Genomic DNA, 15,142 nt, shown 5'->3' on the forward strand with positions numbered 1-15,142 from the left:
GAACGGGCCATGACGAACTTCAAGGCATCGAAAACATGGCTTGCGCTGCTGGTGGTTCCCGCCTTCGCGCTGCTGTACCAGACGCTGGCCTATGCCGCCGTCCCGGGCGCATGCACGCTGCAGAGCTCGCTGCTGCTGCACGCGTTGAGCCTCGTGGCGCTGCTGGGCTGCCTGGCGCCCACGCTGCTCGCAGCCCACGAGTGGCGTCGCCTCCGCACCGGACTGCACAGCGGCGAAAGCCTGGACAGCGATGCCGCAGCGGCCGCCGTGCGCCAGCGCTTTCTCGCGGCGGCCGCGACCGGGGTGGGCGCGCTCTTCACGCTCGTGGTGGCATCGCAGTGGTTCGCGGCCTGGGTGCTGTCGCCCTGCCTGCAATGAACCGCGATCAACGGCCGTTGCGCCGGCCGCCAGGTTGCCGGCACTGCCTTCGATCTCAAAGTGTCGGCGGCAGGCGGATCTCGATCGGGTGCGTTTGCTCGTAGCGCTGCTGGCATTCGACGCACCGCGCGGAGGCGGGCATGGCGTCGAGCCTTTCGTTCGGGATCCGCACGCCGCAATCCACGCAGAGACCGAATTCACCGGTGCGCAGGCGCTCGCGGGCGGCATCGATGTCCCGCAGTTCGGCGACATCGCGGTCCATCTCCGCGTGGCGCACCGCTTCGCGGAGCCGCTCCTCGGCAACGTCCACCGTGTCCGGCACTTGCACGTGCGGGGTTCGGGTCGGAGCCTCGGCCTCGTCGGCCTTGGCGGTCCTCAATTCAGACTCGAGTTCGGCCGCTCGCTCGTCGAGCTTGCGGTGCCACTTTTCCGTGTTCTTCATCATGCCGGAGTGACTGGCAAGCGGCATGCCCGCCGCGGCGCCATTCCGGCGCGCAGGGCCGATCCGCATGCGCTTCGGCTGGCCTCAATCGAACATGCGATGCTTGGCCCAACCCCTTTTGCAGCAACTTCGACCCCGAACTGACTTGCAGCATCTCGACGCCCTTCTTCTGGCCGCCTTGCGCGCCGCGCCGCGCAGATACCGGATGCCGCCCTTGCCGGCCGATGCCGACGCGGCCGCGGCGAGCAGCGCGGACACGGCGCTCGCCTTTGCGATCGAGGCTGTACGCATCGCGAAGGAGGAACGGCGCTTGCCGCCGCCGGCGCCTGTGCAGGCACTTTTCACCCAGGCGCTGGCGCGGCTGATTCACGAGGCGCTTGCACCCGCAGGCGGCGACCCGAGGTTCCAGGCGATGGTGATGCAAGCGCAGGATCCAGTGGTTCACGAGCATGTGCACCTGTCGAGGCAGCGCAAGGCCGATCTGCGTGCGATCGCGGCCGCGACGAACGCCATCGCCCATCCGGGCAAATTGCGGACGATGGCGCCCGGTGAGGTGCGCGAGGCACTGGCCCGGCTGCACGAGTTGGCGGCGGCGGGCGCATGGGAAGACCTTGCGCGCTCCATCGATCGGTTGCTCGGACAGAAACCCTTCCAACAGGAAAATCTGCATCTGGCACTCGAGGCCATTCTTTCCAACCCCGCGCTGGAACGGCTGGTACGCGGCAACCAGCTGCTGCGCCTCGAAGCCGTGCAACGCTACCAGGCGCTTTGCGAACAGCACGGTCCGGCCGCGGGAAGCGACGCCGCGGCCGCCCAGGGGCGTGCATCGGCACGACAGGGTGACATGGCAGAGCAAGCCGGCGTGCAGGCGTTTCGCAAGATCGCGGATGCGTTGAACCAGCGCGCGGAAGGCAGCGCCAGCTACCGCGTCGTGCGCAGCCTCCGAACGCCGGGTGGTTTTCCCGGAGACGCGAGCAAGGCCAAAGAGGAATGGGACGCCGCGATCGTGCGTAGCGACGCACACGGTGCGGCCGAACTCGTTCTGCTTGCGGAGATCAAGGCATCTCCCGCAGCCGTCACATCCGACTTCCCGCGCCTGCTGCGCGGCCTGCGGCGACTGGCACAGGCGCGCGCGGAAGAGACCTACGCCTTTGCATCGGCCGACGGCGAAACACGCGTTCCCGGAGCGTCGCTGCAGAGGCTCCGCCCGGACGGCCACGCGTTGCCGCCGCACGTGATCTATTGCTGCCCGGCACCGCCCGAATCGCTGCCGCAGCCAGTGAGTGCCGCGAGCAAGGCCGTGCTTCTCGCCGAGCCCGCAAGCCTCGCCTTCGCGCACCGGCTCGCACGCGGCGAAGCGCCGTCGCACGCATTGCTGGCCCCCGTGTGGGAAGCCCTTGCGACAGCACCGCGGCTTCGGGCCGCGCTCTACCAGCATGAAACCGCTCGGACGGCGCGCGCGGCAATGCTGCATCCGGACGATGTGCTGGCGTCCGTGGCGCAATGCCTCGCGATCACCGGCGGCACCGCCGACGGCGGCTAGTGTTTGGCGGCGCGCTGCGTGCGAGGAGCTTCCTCGTCCCGAGCGCCCCGAGCGTCACGCTCCCCCGCCTCGGCGGAATTGCCGGCCTCCGGCATCACATAAACGTTGCGCGCCGGAAGGGCGAACTCGACGCCCAGCGCGTCGAACTCGCGCATCATCTGCAGATTGAGGCGTTGCTGCTCGTCCATGTAGAGACCGTAGTCCGGATTCGTCACGAAATAGACGACCTCGAAGTCGAGCGAGCTTTCACCGAAGGCCTGAAAGTGCACACGGTCCAGGCGCAGCGACGGCCGCGACTCGATCAGCCGTTTCACGATGCCGGGAATGGCCTCGAGCTTTTCGGGGTCGCTGCGGTAGCTCATGCCGAACTTGAAAGCGATGCGGCGATCGCCCATGCGGCGATAGTTCTTCACCACCTGCTTGAGCAGGTCGGTGTTGCTGATGACGATCTGCTCGCCGCTCAAGCTGCGCAAGCGCGTCGTCTTGAGGCCGATGTGCTGCACCGTACCCGACAGGTCGCCGATGCCGATGGCGTCGCCCACCTCGAAGGGCTTGTCGACCGCGATCGAAAGCGACGCGAACAGGTCGCCCAGGATGTTCTGCACCGCCAGGGCAATGGCGATGCCGCCCACGCCGAGGCTGGCCACGAACGCGGTGATGTTCACGCCCAGGTTCGACAACACCGCCAACAGCACCACCGCCCACAGCACCGTGCGCAGCGACCACGACAGGAGCACGGCCGACGCACCGACCTGCGTCATGCCAGCCGAGGTGTGGCGCACCTCGTAGCGGCGCAGCCCGAGGCTGACGGCCTTGGTGAACCACAGGCCCGTTTGCAGTGCGAGCGCAATGAACCACAGCTGCCCGACGCGCTGGTTCCAGCGTTCGGAGAGGTCGAGCATGCCCACGCCCACAAGCAGCGCGGCGAGCAGCAGGAACACGCGGTTGGTACTGCCGAACACATCGACCACCATGTCGTCGACATGATTGGCCGTGTGCTGCGCAATCTTGCGCATGCGGCCGATTGCATAGTGCAGCACCAGCCGCATCGCAAGGTAGGCCGCGAGCGCCGCGGCAACGGCCAGCGCAAGGTCGGGCACCGGAAGCCCGAGCAGCGTGGCGTCGGCAAGCGTGCCGAGCTTCCCGTTCATCCGCCGGAGGCCTTCTTCGCACTGAACGCGAGGTGGGAGAGCGTCATGTGGGTTCCTTGAAAAAGCATGTGGCTGTGTGCAAGTAGCTGTGTGTTTCGCGAGCGATGCGTGGGCAGCGGCGCTTTAGGCGTCGCCGACATTCACGGTCACGGTGCCGCTGCCATCGCAATCCGGGCAGCGGCCGCTGCCGACTCGGCCCGAACCGCCGCATCGCGGGCAGATGCCCTCTGCGGTTTGCGGCGTGCCAGGCGCCGCCTCGTCGCCAGGGGCGGCCCTGGCGCGACGAGGGAGATGGAGACGATGGCGTGGGCTTGTTGATATTCTGGGTCATCGAAAAACCCCTGGAGCCCCATCGGACTCTCGTGCAGTGGTCTCAGGCAACCCGCATGCCCGCCTCGTACCTGCGCCCCTCGGTGCGTGCGCGCGCCGGGCACCCGGCTTGCCCGGCCTCTGCCTCGGATGCACAACCTGGCGGCCTCCCGCCCGACCTTGAACTGAGAAAAGATGACGCAAAGCAGAGCCCGACCCCGTGACCATGGCGCGACGCGCGCCGCTGACCGCTCGCAATCGGAAGCACCGGTGTCGGAGGCAGGCGTCGCCCGCACCTACGACCGGCTCGCACCGCTGTACGACACGCTGTTCGGCCAGGTCCTGGAACCCGGCCGCAGGCGCATGGCAAAGGCCGTTCGCACGCTGCAGCCGGCATCGCTGCTCGAGGTCGGCGTCGGCACCGGCCTCGCGCTGGCCGGCTACCCGGCCGATTGCAGGATCGTGGGCATCGACCTGTCGCACGACATGCTCGAACGCGCGCGGGAACGCGCGGCCCGGCTGCCGCAGCACGACATCGCGATCGAGCACATGAACGCCGAGCGCATGCGTTTTCCCGACGCCACCTTCGACTGCGTGACCGTGCCCTATGTGCTGTCCGTCACGCCTCGGCCGGCCGAACTGGTGCGTGAAATCCGCCGGGTGTGCAAACCGGACGGGACCATCGTGGTACTCAACCATTTCAGCGGCAGCAAGCTCTGGTGGCTGCTGGAGCGCGCCGTTCGCTCCGCCGCCGAGCACGTGGGGTTTCGCTCCGACTTCCGCTACGACGAGCAGATACTCTCCCACGACTGGCAGGTGCTCAGCGCCGAACCGGTCAATCTGTTCGGCCTTTCGAAGCTCGTGATGCTGCGCAACCGCAGCCAGGCGTCCAGCAACACCACGGCTGCTGGCAGTGACCGGTAGTCCGCTGGGCTCGCTCATCCTGCTGCATCGCCATGGTGAGTCGTGCGGCAAAACTTGCCGTACGTGCGCCGGCCGAGCGCGGGCGCGGGCGCAGCTTGTGCGTGTCGGCGCTGTCTCTCCTTGCGATCTCTCCTGCGCGCACAAGCGCCGCGTGCCCGCCGAACTAGCTTGGGTCCGATCGAGACAAGACCCTCAGAGACAAGACACTCACTGCCACGCAAGGAGCCGCACCCCATGACCCGCAAACAGATTCATACACCGCACACGGAACATCACGCCCATGCCGGCGAGGCGCCGAAGGACCTGGATTTCGAGCGCTTCACGTCCAGCTTTGCAGCGTGGAAGGAAGCGACCGTGATGTTCGAAGCCGCGGTGCGGCGCATGCGCAGCGGCGACACCGCCGCGCGCGCCGAGGCGCAGGACACGGCGCGCGACCTGGCGCGGCTGCATCATGAGTTCATGGAGTCGTCGCAGCCCTACTTCCAAGCCGCGAAGGAGCATTGAATCGCACCGTCAGTGCTCAGTTCTTCGGGCGAACGTGTATCTCCGGAAACTTGTCGTCGTAGAACGCCATGCGATCTTTCAGTGCCGCGTGTTCGTCGTACGGGTCTTCATACGTCCAGACGGCGTCCTCGAGTTGCCGCTCACCGAGGTTCAGGTGGTAGTAGCTCGCGTGCCCCTTGAACGGGCATTCGGAAGTCGTCGGCGAGCGCGCCAGCTTCTCCATGCTGACGTCGGCGCGCGGAAAGTAGTAGCGCACCGGGGACTTGTCTTCGACGACCTTGATGACGCTTTTCGAACTGGCGAGGATGACGCCTTCGACTTCAACCTCCATCGGCTGTTGAAGCCGCTCTTCCCGCACCTGGTGGTCGGGCCATTTCCGGTGTCCCGGCGATTTTCTCATTTCGCACTCCTGGGTTGGTTGAGATGGCTCTTGAACCAGTCGCGCGCCAAGGAGGAAACGGCGCCGAGCGCGTCCGGCTCCTCGAACAGGTGCGTGGCGCCGGGCACGATCGACAGCCGCTTCTCGCCACGCAGCGCGGCGAGTGCCTGCCAGTTCATGTCGATCACGGGTCCGTCGTTGCCGCCGACGATCAACAGTGTCGGCGCGCGCACGCGCTCCAATGCGGGCCCGGCCAAGTCCGGCCGGCCGCCGCGGGACACCACGGCGTCCACCGAATCGGGCCGCTGCGCCGCCGCCACCAGCGCGGCACCGGCGCCAGTGCTGGCGCCGAAATAGCCGACCCTGAGGCCCGCGGTCTGCTCGTGCACGCGCAGCCAGTCGGTCAGGCCGACGAGCCGGTCGGCCAGCAGCGCGATGTCGAAGCGCAACTCGCGCGTGCGGTCGTCGATGGCCTCTTCGTCGGAGGTCAGGAGGTCGACGAGCATCGTCGCGAGTTTCGCCTCGTTGAGGCGTTCGGCGACCTGGCGGTTGCGCGGGCTGAAGCGGCTGCTTCCGCTCCCATGCGCAAACAGCACGATGCCGCGCGCCGCACCGGGCACGCTCAGATCGGCTTCGAGCGCGGCGGTTCGAACACGGACCCGAAGCGTCCGCCGTTCGATGGATGTCAATGCGGAGTCCAAGCGACTCTCCCGAAGGATGGTTCGTTCCAGGCGCCTCGGCGGGCGCCGGCATGCGGAATGGCCCGAAAGTCATTTCGGGTTTCCTTGCGAGGCATTCGCGTTTCTCTTCGCCTCGCGCATGAGCCACTCTATTTTTTCGCCGTGCGCTTTCTGTAGGGTGATGCTCACATGGGCGTAGGCGAAGCGAACCGTTGCATCTTGAAAAAGACCTGGCGAGCCTCGGCAGGTCGCCGGTCCTTTGTCGGTTGCCGCGTCGTTCAAGCCACAGGCGGCAGGCGATCCAGCAGCTTGTCGAGCGTGATCGGATAGTTCCGCACGCGAACGCCGGTCGCGTTGTAGACGGCGTTGGCCACCGCGGCCGCGACGCCGCACATGCCGAGTTCTCCCACGCCCTTGGCCTTCATGGGCGACGAGATCGGGTCCGTCTCGTCGAGGAAGATCACGTCCTGGTGCGGAATGTCGGCATGCACCGGCACCTCGTAGCCTGCGAGGTCGTGGTTGACGAAGAAGCCGTGCCGCTTGTCGAGCGCCAACTCTTCCATCAGCGCCGCTCCGACGCCCATCGTCATGGCGCCGATCACCTGGCTGCGGGCGGACTTGGGGTTCAGGATGCGGCCGGCGGCACACACGGCAAGCATGCGCCGCACGCGGATCTCGCCGGTGGCGGCATCGACGCCGACCTCCACGAAGTGCGCGCCGAAGGTGGACTGCTGGTACTTCTTGTCGAGGTCGCCGTATTCGATGCCGTCCTCGGCCACGAGGCCGTCCGCGCCGGCCGCCTCGGCGAGCGGCACCACGCGCTCGCCGGCGCGCACCATGCCGTCCGAGAACTCCGCGTCGGCCGCGGCAAAGCCCAGCTTGCTCGCCACGGCCTCGCGCAGCTTCATGCAGGCCGCGTAGACGCCCGAGGTCGAGTTGTTGCCGCCCCACTGCCCGCCGGAGCCGGCGGACACGGGGTAGGCCGAGTCGCCGAGGCGCACGGCCACCTTCTGCAACGGCACGCCCATGGTCTCGGCCGCGGTCTGCGCAATGATCGTGTACGAGCCGGTTCCGATGTCGGTCATGTCGGTTTCGACCGTGACCACGCCCTGGCTGTCCAGGCGCACGCGCGCGGCCGACTTGGTCAGCAGGTTGTTGCGGAATGCCCCCGCGACCCCCATCCCCACGAGCCAGCGGCCGTCGCGCAGTTGCGCTGGCCGCGCGTTGCGCCGGCTCCATTCGAAGCGCTCCGCGCCCGTGCGCAGGCATTCGATGAAGCGGCGCTGGGAGAACGGGCGCTCCGGCTTCTCGGGGTCGACCTGCGTGTCGTTGAGCACGCGAAACTCGACCGGGTCGAGCCCCAGCTTTTCCGCCATTTCGTCCATGGCGATTTCCAGCGCCATCAAGCCCGGCGCTTCGCCGGGCGCGCGCATGGCGTTGCCCTCGGGCAAGTCCAGCACCGCGAGCCGCGTGGTCGTGAGGCGGTTGGCACCGGCGTACAGCAGCCGGGTCTGGTTGACGGCCGTCTCGGCCTGCCCGCCGGGCAGGTCGCCGGACCAGCCCTCGTGCGCGATAGCGGAAATCTTGCCGTCGCGCGCGGCGCCGATGCGGATGCGCTGGATGGTCGCGGGCCGGTGCGTGGTGTTGTTCATCATCAAGGGCCGCTGCAAGGCCACCTTCACCGGCCGTTTCGCTGCCCGGGCGCCGAGCGCGGCAAGCACCGCATCCGCGCGCACGAACAGCTTGCCGCCGAAACCGCCGCCGATGAAGGGCGAGACCAGGCGCACGTTGGCCTTGGGAATGCCGAGCGTCTTGGCCACGTCGCCGACGCCCCAGTCGATCATCTGGTTCGACGTCCAGACGGTGAGCTTGTCGCCCTTCCAGGCCGCGGTCGAGGCGTGCGGTTCCATCATCGCGTGCGACTCGTCCGGGGTCGTGTAGGTCGCATCGAGCTGCACGGGGGCGGCCGCGAACGCACCCGGGAAATCGCCGGTCTTGGTTTGCGGCTCGCCGGAAAACGGATTGGGCTTGGGCATTTGCGCCGCATCCTTTTCAGCGGCAAGGTCGAATCGGCCCGGCGCACGTGTGTACTCGATGCGCATCAGCTGCGCCGCGGCCCGCGCCTCCTCGAAGGTGTGGGCCACGACCACCGCCACCGCCTGGTGGTAGTGGTCGATCTCGGGCCCACCTAGGAGCTTGGCCGTATTGAAGTCGCCCTTGCCGAGCTTGCCTGCATTGCGGGCCGTGACGACGGCGAGCACGCCGGGCGCCGCACGCGCCGCGCGCAGGTCCATCGAGGCGATGCGTCCCTTGGCAATGCCGGCGCCGACCACGTAGCCGTAGGCGGCGTCGGGCGCATCTTCATGGCGCTCGTAGGCATAGCGCGCGGTGCCGGTGGTCTTCATCGGTCCGTCGATCCGATCGGTTGGCTTGCCGATGACCTTCAGCTGGTCGATGGGATTGGTGGTGGCGGGGGTGTCGAACTTCATGATCAGGTCCTCGCTTGCACGATGGCCGCGGCGAGCGTGCGCTCGGCCAGGGGCAATTTGAACGCGTTGTCATGGGTCGGCTGCGCGCCGGCCAGCAGCTGTGTCATCACCGCCCTGGCGCCCTGCGGCATCGCGGCTTCGGCGGCCTCGATGCGCCATGGCTTGTGCGCCACGCCGCCCAGGGCCACCCGGCCGGAGCCGTCGCGCTGCACGATGGCCGCGACGGAAACGAGCGCAAAGGCATAGGAAGCCCGGTCGCGCACCTTGCGGTAGATCTGGGTGCCGCCGGCGGGCCGGGGAAGCGTGACGGCGGTGATCAGTTCGTTGCGCTCCAGTGCCGTTTCGATGTGCGGCGTGTCGCCCGGCAGGCGATGAAAGTCGGCGATCGGAATGACGCGCGTGCGGCCGTCGGGCCGCACGGTTTCGACCCCCGCATCGAGCACGCGCATCGCCACCGCCATGTCGCTCGGATGCGTGGCGATGCAGGCCTTGCTCGAACCGATGACCGCGAGTTGCCGGCTCACGCCGCCGATCGCGCTGCATCCGCTGCCGGGCTGGCGCTTGTTGCACGGCTGGTCCGTGTCGTAGAAGTAAGGGCAGCGGGTGCGCTGCAGCAGGTTGCCCGCGGTCGTCGCCTTGTTGCGCAACTGCCCGGAGGCACCCGCCAGCAGCGCGCGGGACAGCACGCCGTAGTCGCGCCGCACACGCTCGTCGGCGGCCAGGTCGGTGTTGCGCACCATGGCGCCGATGCGCAGTCCGCCTTCGGGCGTCGGCTCGATCTTGTCGAGCGCGAGGCCGTTCACGTCCACCAGGTGCGCCGGCGCTTCGATCTGCAGTTTCATCAGGTCGAGCAGGTTGGTGCCGCCGGCGATGAACTTCGCGCCCGGGTTGCGGGCCACGGCTGCCGCGGCCTGCGCCGGAGATTGCGCCCGCTCGTAGGTAAACGGCTTCATGCTTTGCCTCCCGCCACTTCCGTGATGGCATCGACGATGTTGGAGTAGGCGCCGCAGCGGCAGATGTTGCCGCTCATGCGCTCGCGCAGCTCGTCGGCCGAAAAGACAGGCCGCGCGGTGAGGTCCGAACTCACGTGGCTCGGAACGCCGCGGTTGATTTCATCGAGAACGCCGACGGCCGAGCAGATCTGGCCGGGCGTGCAGTAGCCGCACTGGTAGCCGTCGTGCTTGACGAACGCGGCCTGCAGCGGATGCATGCGCTGGGGCGTGCCCAGCCCTTCGATGGTCGTGACCTGCGCGCCCTCGTGCATCACGGCGAGCGTCAGGCACGAGTTGATGCGGCGGCCGTCGACGATCACCGTGCAGGCGCCGCACTGCCCGTGATCGCAACCTTTTTTCGTACCGGTGAGATGCAGGTGCTCGCGCAGCGCATCGAGCAGGGTGGTGCGCGTGTCGAGCGCCAAGGTGCGGGCCTGCCCGTTGACGTTCAGCGAGAGCTTCGTGGGCGGCACTGTGGCGCCCGAAGCCGCGGCAGGCGCTGCGGCTGCCGGCGCGGGCACGGCTGCCGACGAAGCCGCCGCCGCGGCCGTGGCGCCGGCGATGAGCGCGCCACGCCGGGAGATCAAGGGGGTTGCGGGACTGTCCATGTCAACTCCTGTCATCGTGGGTTCAGGCGTGATGCCCGACACCAGTGTCTTCCGAAGACCCGCCGGGGCGTTTGCCGGATGTGCGCCCGTTCTTGCCTGAAACGACGAACCTGCATCGAAAGACGTCAACGGCGTGCCGGGTGCGAGCTAGACTTTCTGTTGCATTTCGAGAAGCCCTTCCCATGGATGTGCCCCGCTCCACTTCACTGACCGAACCCGCTGCGTTGCCCGAGTTGGCCCGGGCGATCGAACGCTTCGCCCAAAGCGATGGCGATCACATGACGGCGGTTCCCGCGCTCTCGCTGCACCGCCGCGAAAGCGCGACCGCGCCGATGCACTGCATCTACGGGCTGGGCCTGGCCATCGTGGCGCAGGGCCGCAAGCGCGTCTCGCTCGGCGAGGAGGTCTTCGACTACGCGCCCGGGCAGTCGCTGTTGACCACGGTCGACTTGCCGGTGGCCGCGCACGTCACCCGTGCCACCGGCACCGAGCCCTATCTCGGAATCATGCTGAGGCTGGACGCGCGCACCATCGTGACCACGGCCGCCGAGATGGCGCTGTCCCATCCGGGCAAGGACAACAGCTACCGTGCGATGTCGCTGGGCCAACTCGACCCGCTGCTGCTCGGCGCCGTGACGCGGCTGGTCGAACTGCTGAGCGAACCCGAGCTCATTCCCCGGATCGCTCCCTTGATCGAACAGGAAATCATCGTTCGCCTGCTTGCCGGGCCGCACGGGCCTCAACTGCGGCGGCTGGTGGCGAACGGTTCGGCGGGCCAACAGATTGCGAGGAGCATCAACTGGATCAAGCTGAACTTCACGCAGCCGGTGATCGCGGACGCACTGGCGGCCTCCGCGAACATGAGCCCGTCGACGTTCCGGCATCACTTTCGTACCGTGGCGGGCATGAGCCCCATGCAGTACCTGAAGCAGTTGCGCCTGCAGGAGGCGCGGCAGCTGATGCTGAACGAGGGCATCGATGCCGGCACCGCCGGGGTGCGCGTGGGCTACGAAAGCGCTTCGCAGTTCAGCCGCGAATACGCCCGGCTGTTCGGTGCGCCGCCGCTGCGCGATATCAAGCGGATGCGCGAAGCGGCCTGAACGAGGCGGCCCGAACTCGCCGGGCTTGTTCTTCCATCAGCCTTCGAACCGCCGCAGGCCGTCCAGGTCCACGATGGTGATGCCCTGGTACTCGGTCCGCAGCAGTCCGGCATCGCGCAGCCGTCCCAGTGCCTGGCTGCAGCGCTGGCGGGACACGCCGGCCAATGCGGCCACCTCTTCCTGCGAAATTCTCAGAAAGGTCTCCGTGCCCGGATAGAGCTTGCGGTGAAACAAGCCGGCAATGGACCTCGCCACGCGGCTGTCGACGGGGAGCGCACGCTGCATGGCATAGCTGGTCACGAACTGCTGCAACCGGTCGTTCAGCTGGGCGATCAGGTAGTGGGTGAAACCGACGTTGTGGTGGTAGAGGCCGAAGAAGGTTGCGGCAGGAACCCCCGCCAGCTTGCTGTCGCGCAATGCCACGACGTCGTAGCGGACCGGCTCGCCGCGCAAAACGGACCCTTCGGAAAACCAGGCGCCTTTCGAAAGGCCGGTGAAGGTGATCGCCTGCCCATCGGGCTCGGTGCTGCACATCTTCAACAGCCCTTCGGCCACGCCCCACCAGTATTCGGCGGGAGCCCCTTCCCGAAAGAGGTAGTCGCCCTCGGCCACCTGGCGCCACTGGACGCGCGCCGACACGTCGGCCTGCTCTTGTTCAGGCAGTTGGGCGAACCAGCCGGACGCTTTCAGAAACGGGTCCATCGGGAGAGCATAGCAATGCCGCAAGGTTCATCGCACGACAGGGTCGCGGCTTTCGCTACGCTGGCGCGCGCGTTGCGCCAATGATCTCCCGATGACGACCCTGCGGATTTCTGAAGTTCCGAATCCCACGGTAAAGAAACGGCTGTCGCGATAGAGGCGCGCCGCGATGCTCGAATCGGCGAATCCGGCGGCGCCCATGAGCTGCAGCACGTCGCCCGCGGCCGCGGCCGCCTGCTCGGCGGCAAACATCAGAAGCGCGGTGCCGTCACAAGCGCCCCCTCTGGCGAAGTCACCCGCGGCGCCGGCCGTGTAGGCATAACTGCGCGTCGCGTTGGTTCTCGCCACCATGTCGGCCAGCTTGGACTGGACCAGCTGGAAGTCGGCAATGGGCTGCCCGAACTGCCGCCGCTCGAGGCTGTGCGCCAGGGCCGCATCCATGCAACGCTGCAGCAACCCCAAGGCGCCGCCGCTCGCCACGAAGCGCTCGCGCTCCAGGCCGTCCATCATGACTGCGACACCGCCATCCACCTCGCCGATCACGTCCTCCGCCGACGCGTGGCAGTCGTCGAAGACCACATCGCCGACGGGGCAGCCGCGCAAGCCCATGGTGCCGTGCGCACGGCCCAGGCTCGCGCCCTGCCGTGGGAACTCCAGTGCGAAAGCGGTGAGGCCCTTGCCCTGCGCGCCGCCGCCGGTGCGCGCGTACACCACGAGCACGTCAGCGCATGGCGCATTGGCGATCCATGCCTTGCGGCCGCTCAGTGTGAAGCCGTTGCCACGGCGTGTCGCCATCGTCGCCATGCCGCCGATGGCGTCGGACCCGGCCTCGGGTTCAGTGATGGCCAGGCCACCGATGCGGGAGCCGTTCACCAGCGCTGGCAACAGCCGGGCCTTCTGTTCGTCGGAACCGTAGAGCGCGATCTGGTTGGTGCAGGCATGCGAGTGCACCAGGTACGACAGGCCCACTGCGGCAGAGGCTCGGCTGATCTCTTCCATCACGACGAGATGTTCCAGGTAGCCGAGCCCGGCGCCGCCGAAGCGGGATGGCACCGTGACGCCGAGCAGCCCCGCGTCGCCCAGCTTGGGCCAGAGGTCGGCGGGGAGGGTTCCGGTGCTTTCGATCTCGTCGGCGCGCGGCGCGATTTCGCGGTTCGCAAAGCCATGGGCTTCCTGGCGGATCGCCTGCGCCGCGGGCGGAAGCGGCACGCGCAGCAGCGCCCATCGGGAATCGGCGTCGGCTGCGGCCGTCAATCCGCCGCTCCCACTTGCGCGAGACGCGTGATGGCAGCCTGGCTACCCGCCAGTTCCCGGAGCTTGAACTTCTGGATCTTGCCGGTGCCGGTTTTCGGCAACTCCGTGAACACCACTTTGCGCGGGCACTTGAAGTGCGCCATGCGCTGCCGGGCGAAGGCGACGATCTCTTCTTCGGTGGCGTGCGCACCCGCGCGCAGTTCGATGAACGCGCACGGCACTTCGCCCCACCGCTCGTCAGGCATTGCAACCACTGCCGCATGCAACACCGCGGGATGGCCGTGCAGCAGATCCTCCACTTCGACCGAAGAGATGTTCTCTCCACCCGAGATGATCACGTCCTTGGAGCGGTCGACGATCTGCACGTAGCCGTCCGGGTGCATGACGGCGACGTCCCCGGTGCGAAACCATCCCCCTTCGAAGGCGCGCGCCGTCGCTTCGGAGTTCTTGAGGTAGCCCTTCATGATGGCGTTGCCTCGCAGCATCAGCTCGCCCGGCGTACGGCCGTCGCGAGGCACGGGCACGCAGGTTTCAGGGTCCGCCACTTGCAGCCCCTCGAGCAGCGCCGCACGAGCACCCTGGCGAGCCTGCACGCGCGCGCGGGCGTTCGCATCGAGTTCCGCCCAGCCGATCTGCGGCAAACAGCTCACCGGCGTGCCGAGTGCCTCGGTGATGCCGTAAACGTGATCCACCGCAAAGCCGAGTTCGGTGACCGCCTGCAGCACCGCGGCCGGCGGCGGCGAACCCGCGGTGAGAACCCGAACTGTCCGTCCCTGCGGTGCACGCACGCCCCCTGCCGCCAGCGCGCCCAAGACCACCGGTGCGGCGCAGAAGTGATCCACGCCATGCCGTTCGAGAGCTTCCGCGATCGGCGCGGGCCCGACCCTGCGCAGACAGACATGGGTGCCTGCAGCAGCCGTGATGGCCCAGGTGAAGCACCACCCGTTCGCGTGGAACATCGGAAGCACCCAGAGGTAGACGGGATGGCGGGGCAGCGGCCAGCTCGTCATCTGCAGAACGCTCATCATGAAGGTTCCGCGGTGGCTGGCGACCACGCCTTTGGGGTCTCCCGTCGTACCGGAGGTGTAGTTCAACGCGATGGGCGATTGTTCGTCGTCGGGCCAATGCCCCTCGAAATCTTCGGCGCCTTCGGCCAGCAGGGCTTCGTAGTCGAGTGGCCCGATGGCCGGCGCTGCGGGAGCCAATGCATCGCAGATATCGACCACCAACGGCTTGTCCGCAAGCTGTTCGAGGGCGATGGCAGCCAGCGGCGCGAACTCGCGATCGACCAGCAGGACCTTGGCTTCGCCGTGCCGCAGGATGAAGGCCACGGCATCGGCGTCCAGTCGGACATTGATCGCGTTGATCACGGCGCCTGCCAAAGGAATGCCAAGGTGCGCTTCCAGCATCGCGGGTGTGTTGGGCGCCAGAACCGCAACCACGTCCAGCGGCTGCACGCCGCGCCGGACGAGCGCGCTGGCGAGCTTGAAGCAGCGCGCGCGCGTCTCGGACCAGGTTTGCCGGAACTCGCCGTGCACGATCGCCAATCGATCGGGAAATACCTCGGCCGTTCGGTTGAGAAAGGCGATTGGCGTCAACGGCGCGTGATTTGCCGCACCGCTGCCCAGGCCTTGGGCGAACATCGAGCTGGACATCGAAAGTCTCCTGGAGAGGCGGCCCTCGCTCGAGG

15 protein-coding genes are annotated in these 15,142 nt (G+C 67.7%); 5 read left to right on the forward strand and 10 right to left on the reverse strand.

The features are described 5' to 3' along the window. Positions 1 to 9: 9 nt before the first annotated feature. Complete coding sequence (locus tag QFZ42_RS21905; protein ID WP_307702989.1) at positions 10 to 378, forward strand: hypothetical protein; 369 nt, start codon at positions 10 to 12, stop codon at positions 376 to 378. Between the two features lie 55 nt (positions 379 to 433). Here the strand turns inward: QFZ42_RS21905 and QFZ42_RS21910 are convergent, their stop codons facing one another. Beyond that, entirely contained in the window at positions 434 to 823 is a 390-nt protein-coding gene (locus QFZ42_RS21910) for a TraR/DksA family transcriptional regulator (RefSeq protein ID WP_307702990.1), read from the reverse strand. Between the two features lie 22 nt (positions 824 to 845). Here QFZ42_RS21910 and QFZ42_RS21915 point away from each other — a divergent pair, with 22 nt between their 5' ends. Beyond that, positions 846 to 2,363, forward strand: a complete 1,518-nt coding sequence (locus QFZ42_RS21915) for a hypothetical protein (protein WP_307702991.1) — start codon at positions 846 to 848, stop codon at positions 2,361 to 2,363. Here QFZ42_RS21915 and QFZ42_RS21920 read toward each other — a convergent pair. Next, on the reverse strand, positions 2,360 to 3,514 hold the full coding sequence (locus QFZ42_RS21920) for a mechanosensitive ion channel family protein (RefSeq protein ID WP_307702992.1): 1,155 nt from the start codon (positions 3,512 to 3,514) through the stop codon (positions 2,360 to 2,362). The genes QFZ42_RS21915 and QFZ42_RS21920 overlap by 4 nt on opposite strands. Positions 3,515 to 4,018: 504 nt before the next feature. Here QFZ42_RS21920 and QFZ42_RS21925 point away from each other — a divergent pair. Both QFZ42_RS21925 and QFZ42_RS21930 read left to right on the forward strand, forming a co-directional pair. Next, positions 4,019 to 4,747, forward strand: coding sequence for a class I SAM-dependent methyltransferase (locus QFZ42_RS21925; protein ID WP_307702993.1), 729 nt, complete (start codon positions 4,019 to 4,021; stop codon positions 4,745 to 4,747). 234 nt (positions 4,748 to 4,981) lie between these two features. Beyond that, entirely contained in the window at positions 4,982 to 5,251 is a 270-nt protein-coding gene (locus QFZ42_RS21930) for a hypothetical protein (protein WP_307702994.1), read from the forward strand. A gap of 16 nt (positions 5,252 to 5,267) precedes the next feature. Here the strand turns inward: QFZ42_RS21930 and QFZ42_RS21935 are convergent, their stop codons facing one another. The 5 genes from QFZ42_RS21935 to paoA all read right to left on the reverse strand — a co-directional run bounded on the left by QFZ42_RS21935 (position 5,268) and on the right by paoA (position 10,399). Beyond that, complete coding sequence (locus QFZ42_RS21935; protein ID WP_307702995.1) at positions 5,268 to 5,651, reverse strand: DUF427 domain-containing protein; 384 nt, start codon at positions 5,649 to 5,651, stop codon at positions 5,268 to 5,270. Then, positions 5,648 to 6,310, reverse strand: coding sequence for a dienelactone hydrolase family protein (locus tag QFZ42_RS21940; protein WP_307704287.1), 663 nt, complete (start codon positions 6,308 to 6,310; stop codon positions 5,648 to 5,650). Before QFZ42_RS21940 ends, QFZ42_RS21935 begins: the two co-directional genes overlap by 4 nt. A 278-nt stretch (positions 6,311 to 6,588) precedes the next feature. Next, positions 6,589 to 8,799: an aldehyde oxidoreductase molybdenum-binding subunit PaoC gene (paoC, locus tag QFZ42_RS21945; protein WP_307702996.1), complete on the reverse strand. Its 2,211-nt coding sequence runs from the start codon at positions 8,797 to 8,799 to the stop codon at positions 6,589 to 6,591. A 2-nt stretch (positions 8,800 to 8,801) separates the two neighbouring features. Then, the gene (locus tag QFZ42_RS21950) at positions 8,802 to 9,752 is read right to left on the reverse strand and encodes an FAD binding domain-containing protein (RefSeq protein WP_307702997.1); all 951 of its coding nucleotides are present in this window, start codon (positions 9,750 to 9,752) and stop codon (positions 8,802 to 8,804) included. After that, positions 9,749 to 10,399 carry an aldehyde dehydrogenase iron-sulfur subunit PaoA gene (gene paoA, locus QFZ42_RS21955; RefSeq protein ID WP_307702998.1) on the reverse strand — a complete coding sequence of 217 codons (651 nt, stop codon included), beginning with the start codon at positions 10,397 to 10,399 and terminating at the stop codon, positions 9,749 to 9,751. Before paoA ends, QFZ42_RS21950 begins: the two co-directional genes overlap by 4 nt. Before the next feature lie 182 nt (positions 10,400 to 10,581). On the opposite strand from paoA, the gene QFZ42_RS21960 reads away from it, so the two are divergent. After that, entirely contained in the window at positions 10,582 to 11,499 is a 918-nt protein-coding gene (locus QFZ42_RS21960; RefSeq protein WP_307702999.1) for an AraC family transcriptional regulator, read from the forward strand. A gap of 36 nt (positions 11,500 to 11,535) precedes the next feature. Here QFZ42_RS21960 and QFZ42_RS21965 read toward each other — a convergent pair whose 3' ends face one another. From QFZ42_RS21965 to QFZ42_RS21975, 3 genes are read right to left on the reverse strand one after another with little or no spacing between them, the layout of a single operon-like run. Further along, positions 11,536 to 12,201, reverse strand: coding sequence for a Crp/Fnr family transcriptional regulator (locus QFZ42_RS21965; protein WP_307703000.1), 666 nt, complete (start codon positions 12,199 to 12,201; stop codon positions 11,536 to 11,538). 27 nt (positions 12,202 to 12,228) lie between these two features. Continuing rightward, a complete protein-coding gene (locus QFZ42_RS21970; protein ID WP_307703001.1) occupies positions 12,229 to 13,452 on the reverse strand; it encodes an acyl-CoA dehydrogenase family protein in 1,224 nt (407 codons plus the stop codon). Then, positions 13,449 to 15,107 carry an AMP-binding protein gene (locus QFZ42_RS21975; protein WP_307703002.1) on the reverse strand — a complete coding sequence of 553 codons (1,659 nt, stop codon included), beginning with the start codon at positions 15,105 to 15,107 and terminating at the stop codon, positions 13,449 to 13,451. The genes QFZ42_RS21970 and QFZ42_RS21975 overlap by 4 nt, the downstream gene beginning before the upstream one ends. Positions 15,108 to 15,142: the final 35 nt, after the last annotated feature.

Origin of the sequence: Variovorax paradoxus, assembly GCF_030815855.1 — a bacterium.
Classification (GTDB): Bacteria; Pseudomonadota; Gammaproteobacteria; order Burkholderiales; family Burkholderiaceae_C; genus Variovorax; species Variovorax paradoxus_M.

What these genes read in the sequence shown, in the direction of transcription:
- QFZ42_RS21950 (WP_307702997.1), bottom strand. Translation starts at nt 9,752, where the DNA reads ATGAAGCCGTTTACCTACGAGCGGGCGCAATCTCCGGCGCAGGCCGCG.
- QFZ42_RS21920 (WP_307702992.1), bottom strand. Translation starts at nt 3,514, where the DNA reads ATGAACGGGAAGCTCGGCACGCTTGCCGACGCCACGCTGCTCGGGCTT.
- QFZ42_RS21935 (WP_307702995.1), bottom strand. Translation starts at nt 5,651, where the DNA reads ATGAGAAAATCGCCGGGACACCGGAAATGGCCCGACCACCAGGTGCGG.
- QFZ42_RS21925 (WP_307702993.1), top strand. Translation starts at nt 4,019, where the DNA reads ATGACGCAAAGCAGAGCCCGACCCCGTGACCATGGCGCGACGCGCGCC.
- QFZ42_RS21905 (WP_307702989.1), top strand. Translation starts at nt 10, where the DNA reads ATGACGAACTTCAAGGCATCGAAAACATGGCTTGCGCTGCTGGTGGTT.
- QFZ42_RS21915 (WP_307702991.1), top strand. Translation starts at nt 846, where the DNA reads ATGCCCGCCGCGGCGCCATTCCGGCGCGCAGGGCCGATCCGCATGCGC.
- paoC (WP_307702996.1), bottom strand. Translation starts at nt 8,799, where the DNA reads ATGAAGTTCGACACCCCCGCCACCACCAATCCCATCGACCAGCTGAAG.
- QFZ42_RS21930 (WP_307702994.1), top strand. Translation starts at nt 4,982, where the DNA reads ATGACCCGCAAACAGATTCATACACCGCACACGGAACATCACGCCCAT.
- QFZ42_RS21975 (WP_307703002.1), bottom strand. Translation starts at nt 15,107, where the DNA reads ATGTCCAGCTCGATGTTCGCCCAAGGCCTGGGCAGCGGTGCGGCAAAT.
- paoA (WP_307702998.1), bottom strand. Translation starts at nt 10,399, where the DNA reads ATGGACAGTCCCGCAACCCCCTTGATCTCCCGGCGTGGCGCGCTCATC.
- QFZ42_RS21960 (WP_307702999.1), top strand. Translation starts at nt 10,582, where the DNA reads ATGGATGTGCCCCGCTCCACTTCACTGACCGAACCCGCTGCGTTGCCC.
- QFZ42_RS21910 (WP_307702990.1), bottom strand. Translation starts at nt 823, where the DNA reads ATGATGAAGAACACGGAAAAGTGGCACCGCAAGCTCGACGAGCGAGCG.
- QFZ42_RS21965 (WP_307703000.1), bottom strand. Translation starts at nt 12,201, where the DNA reads ATGGACCCGTTTCTGAAAGCGTCCGGCTGGTTCGCCCAACTGCCTGAA.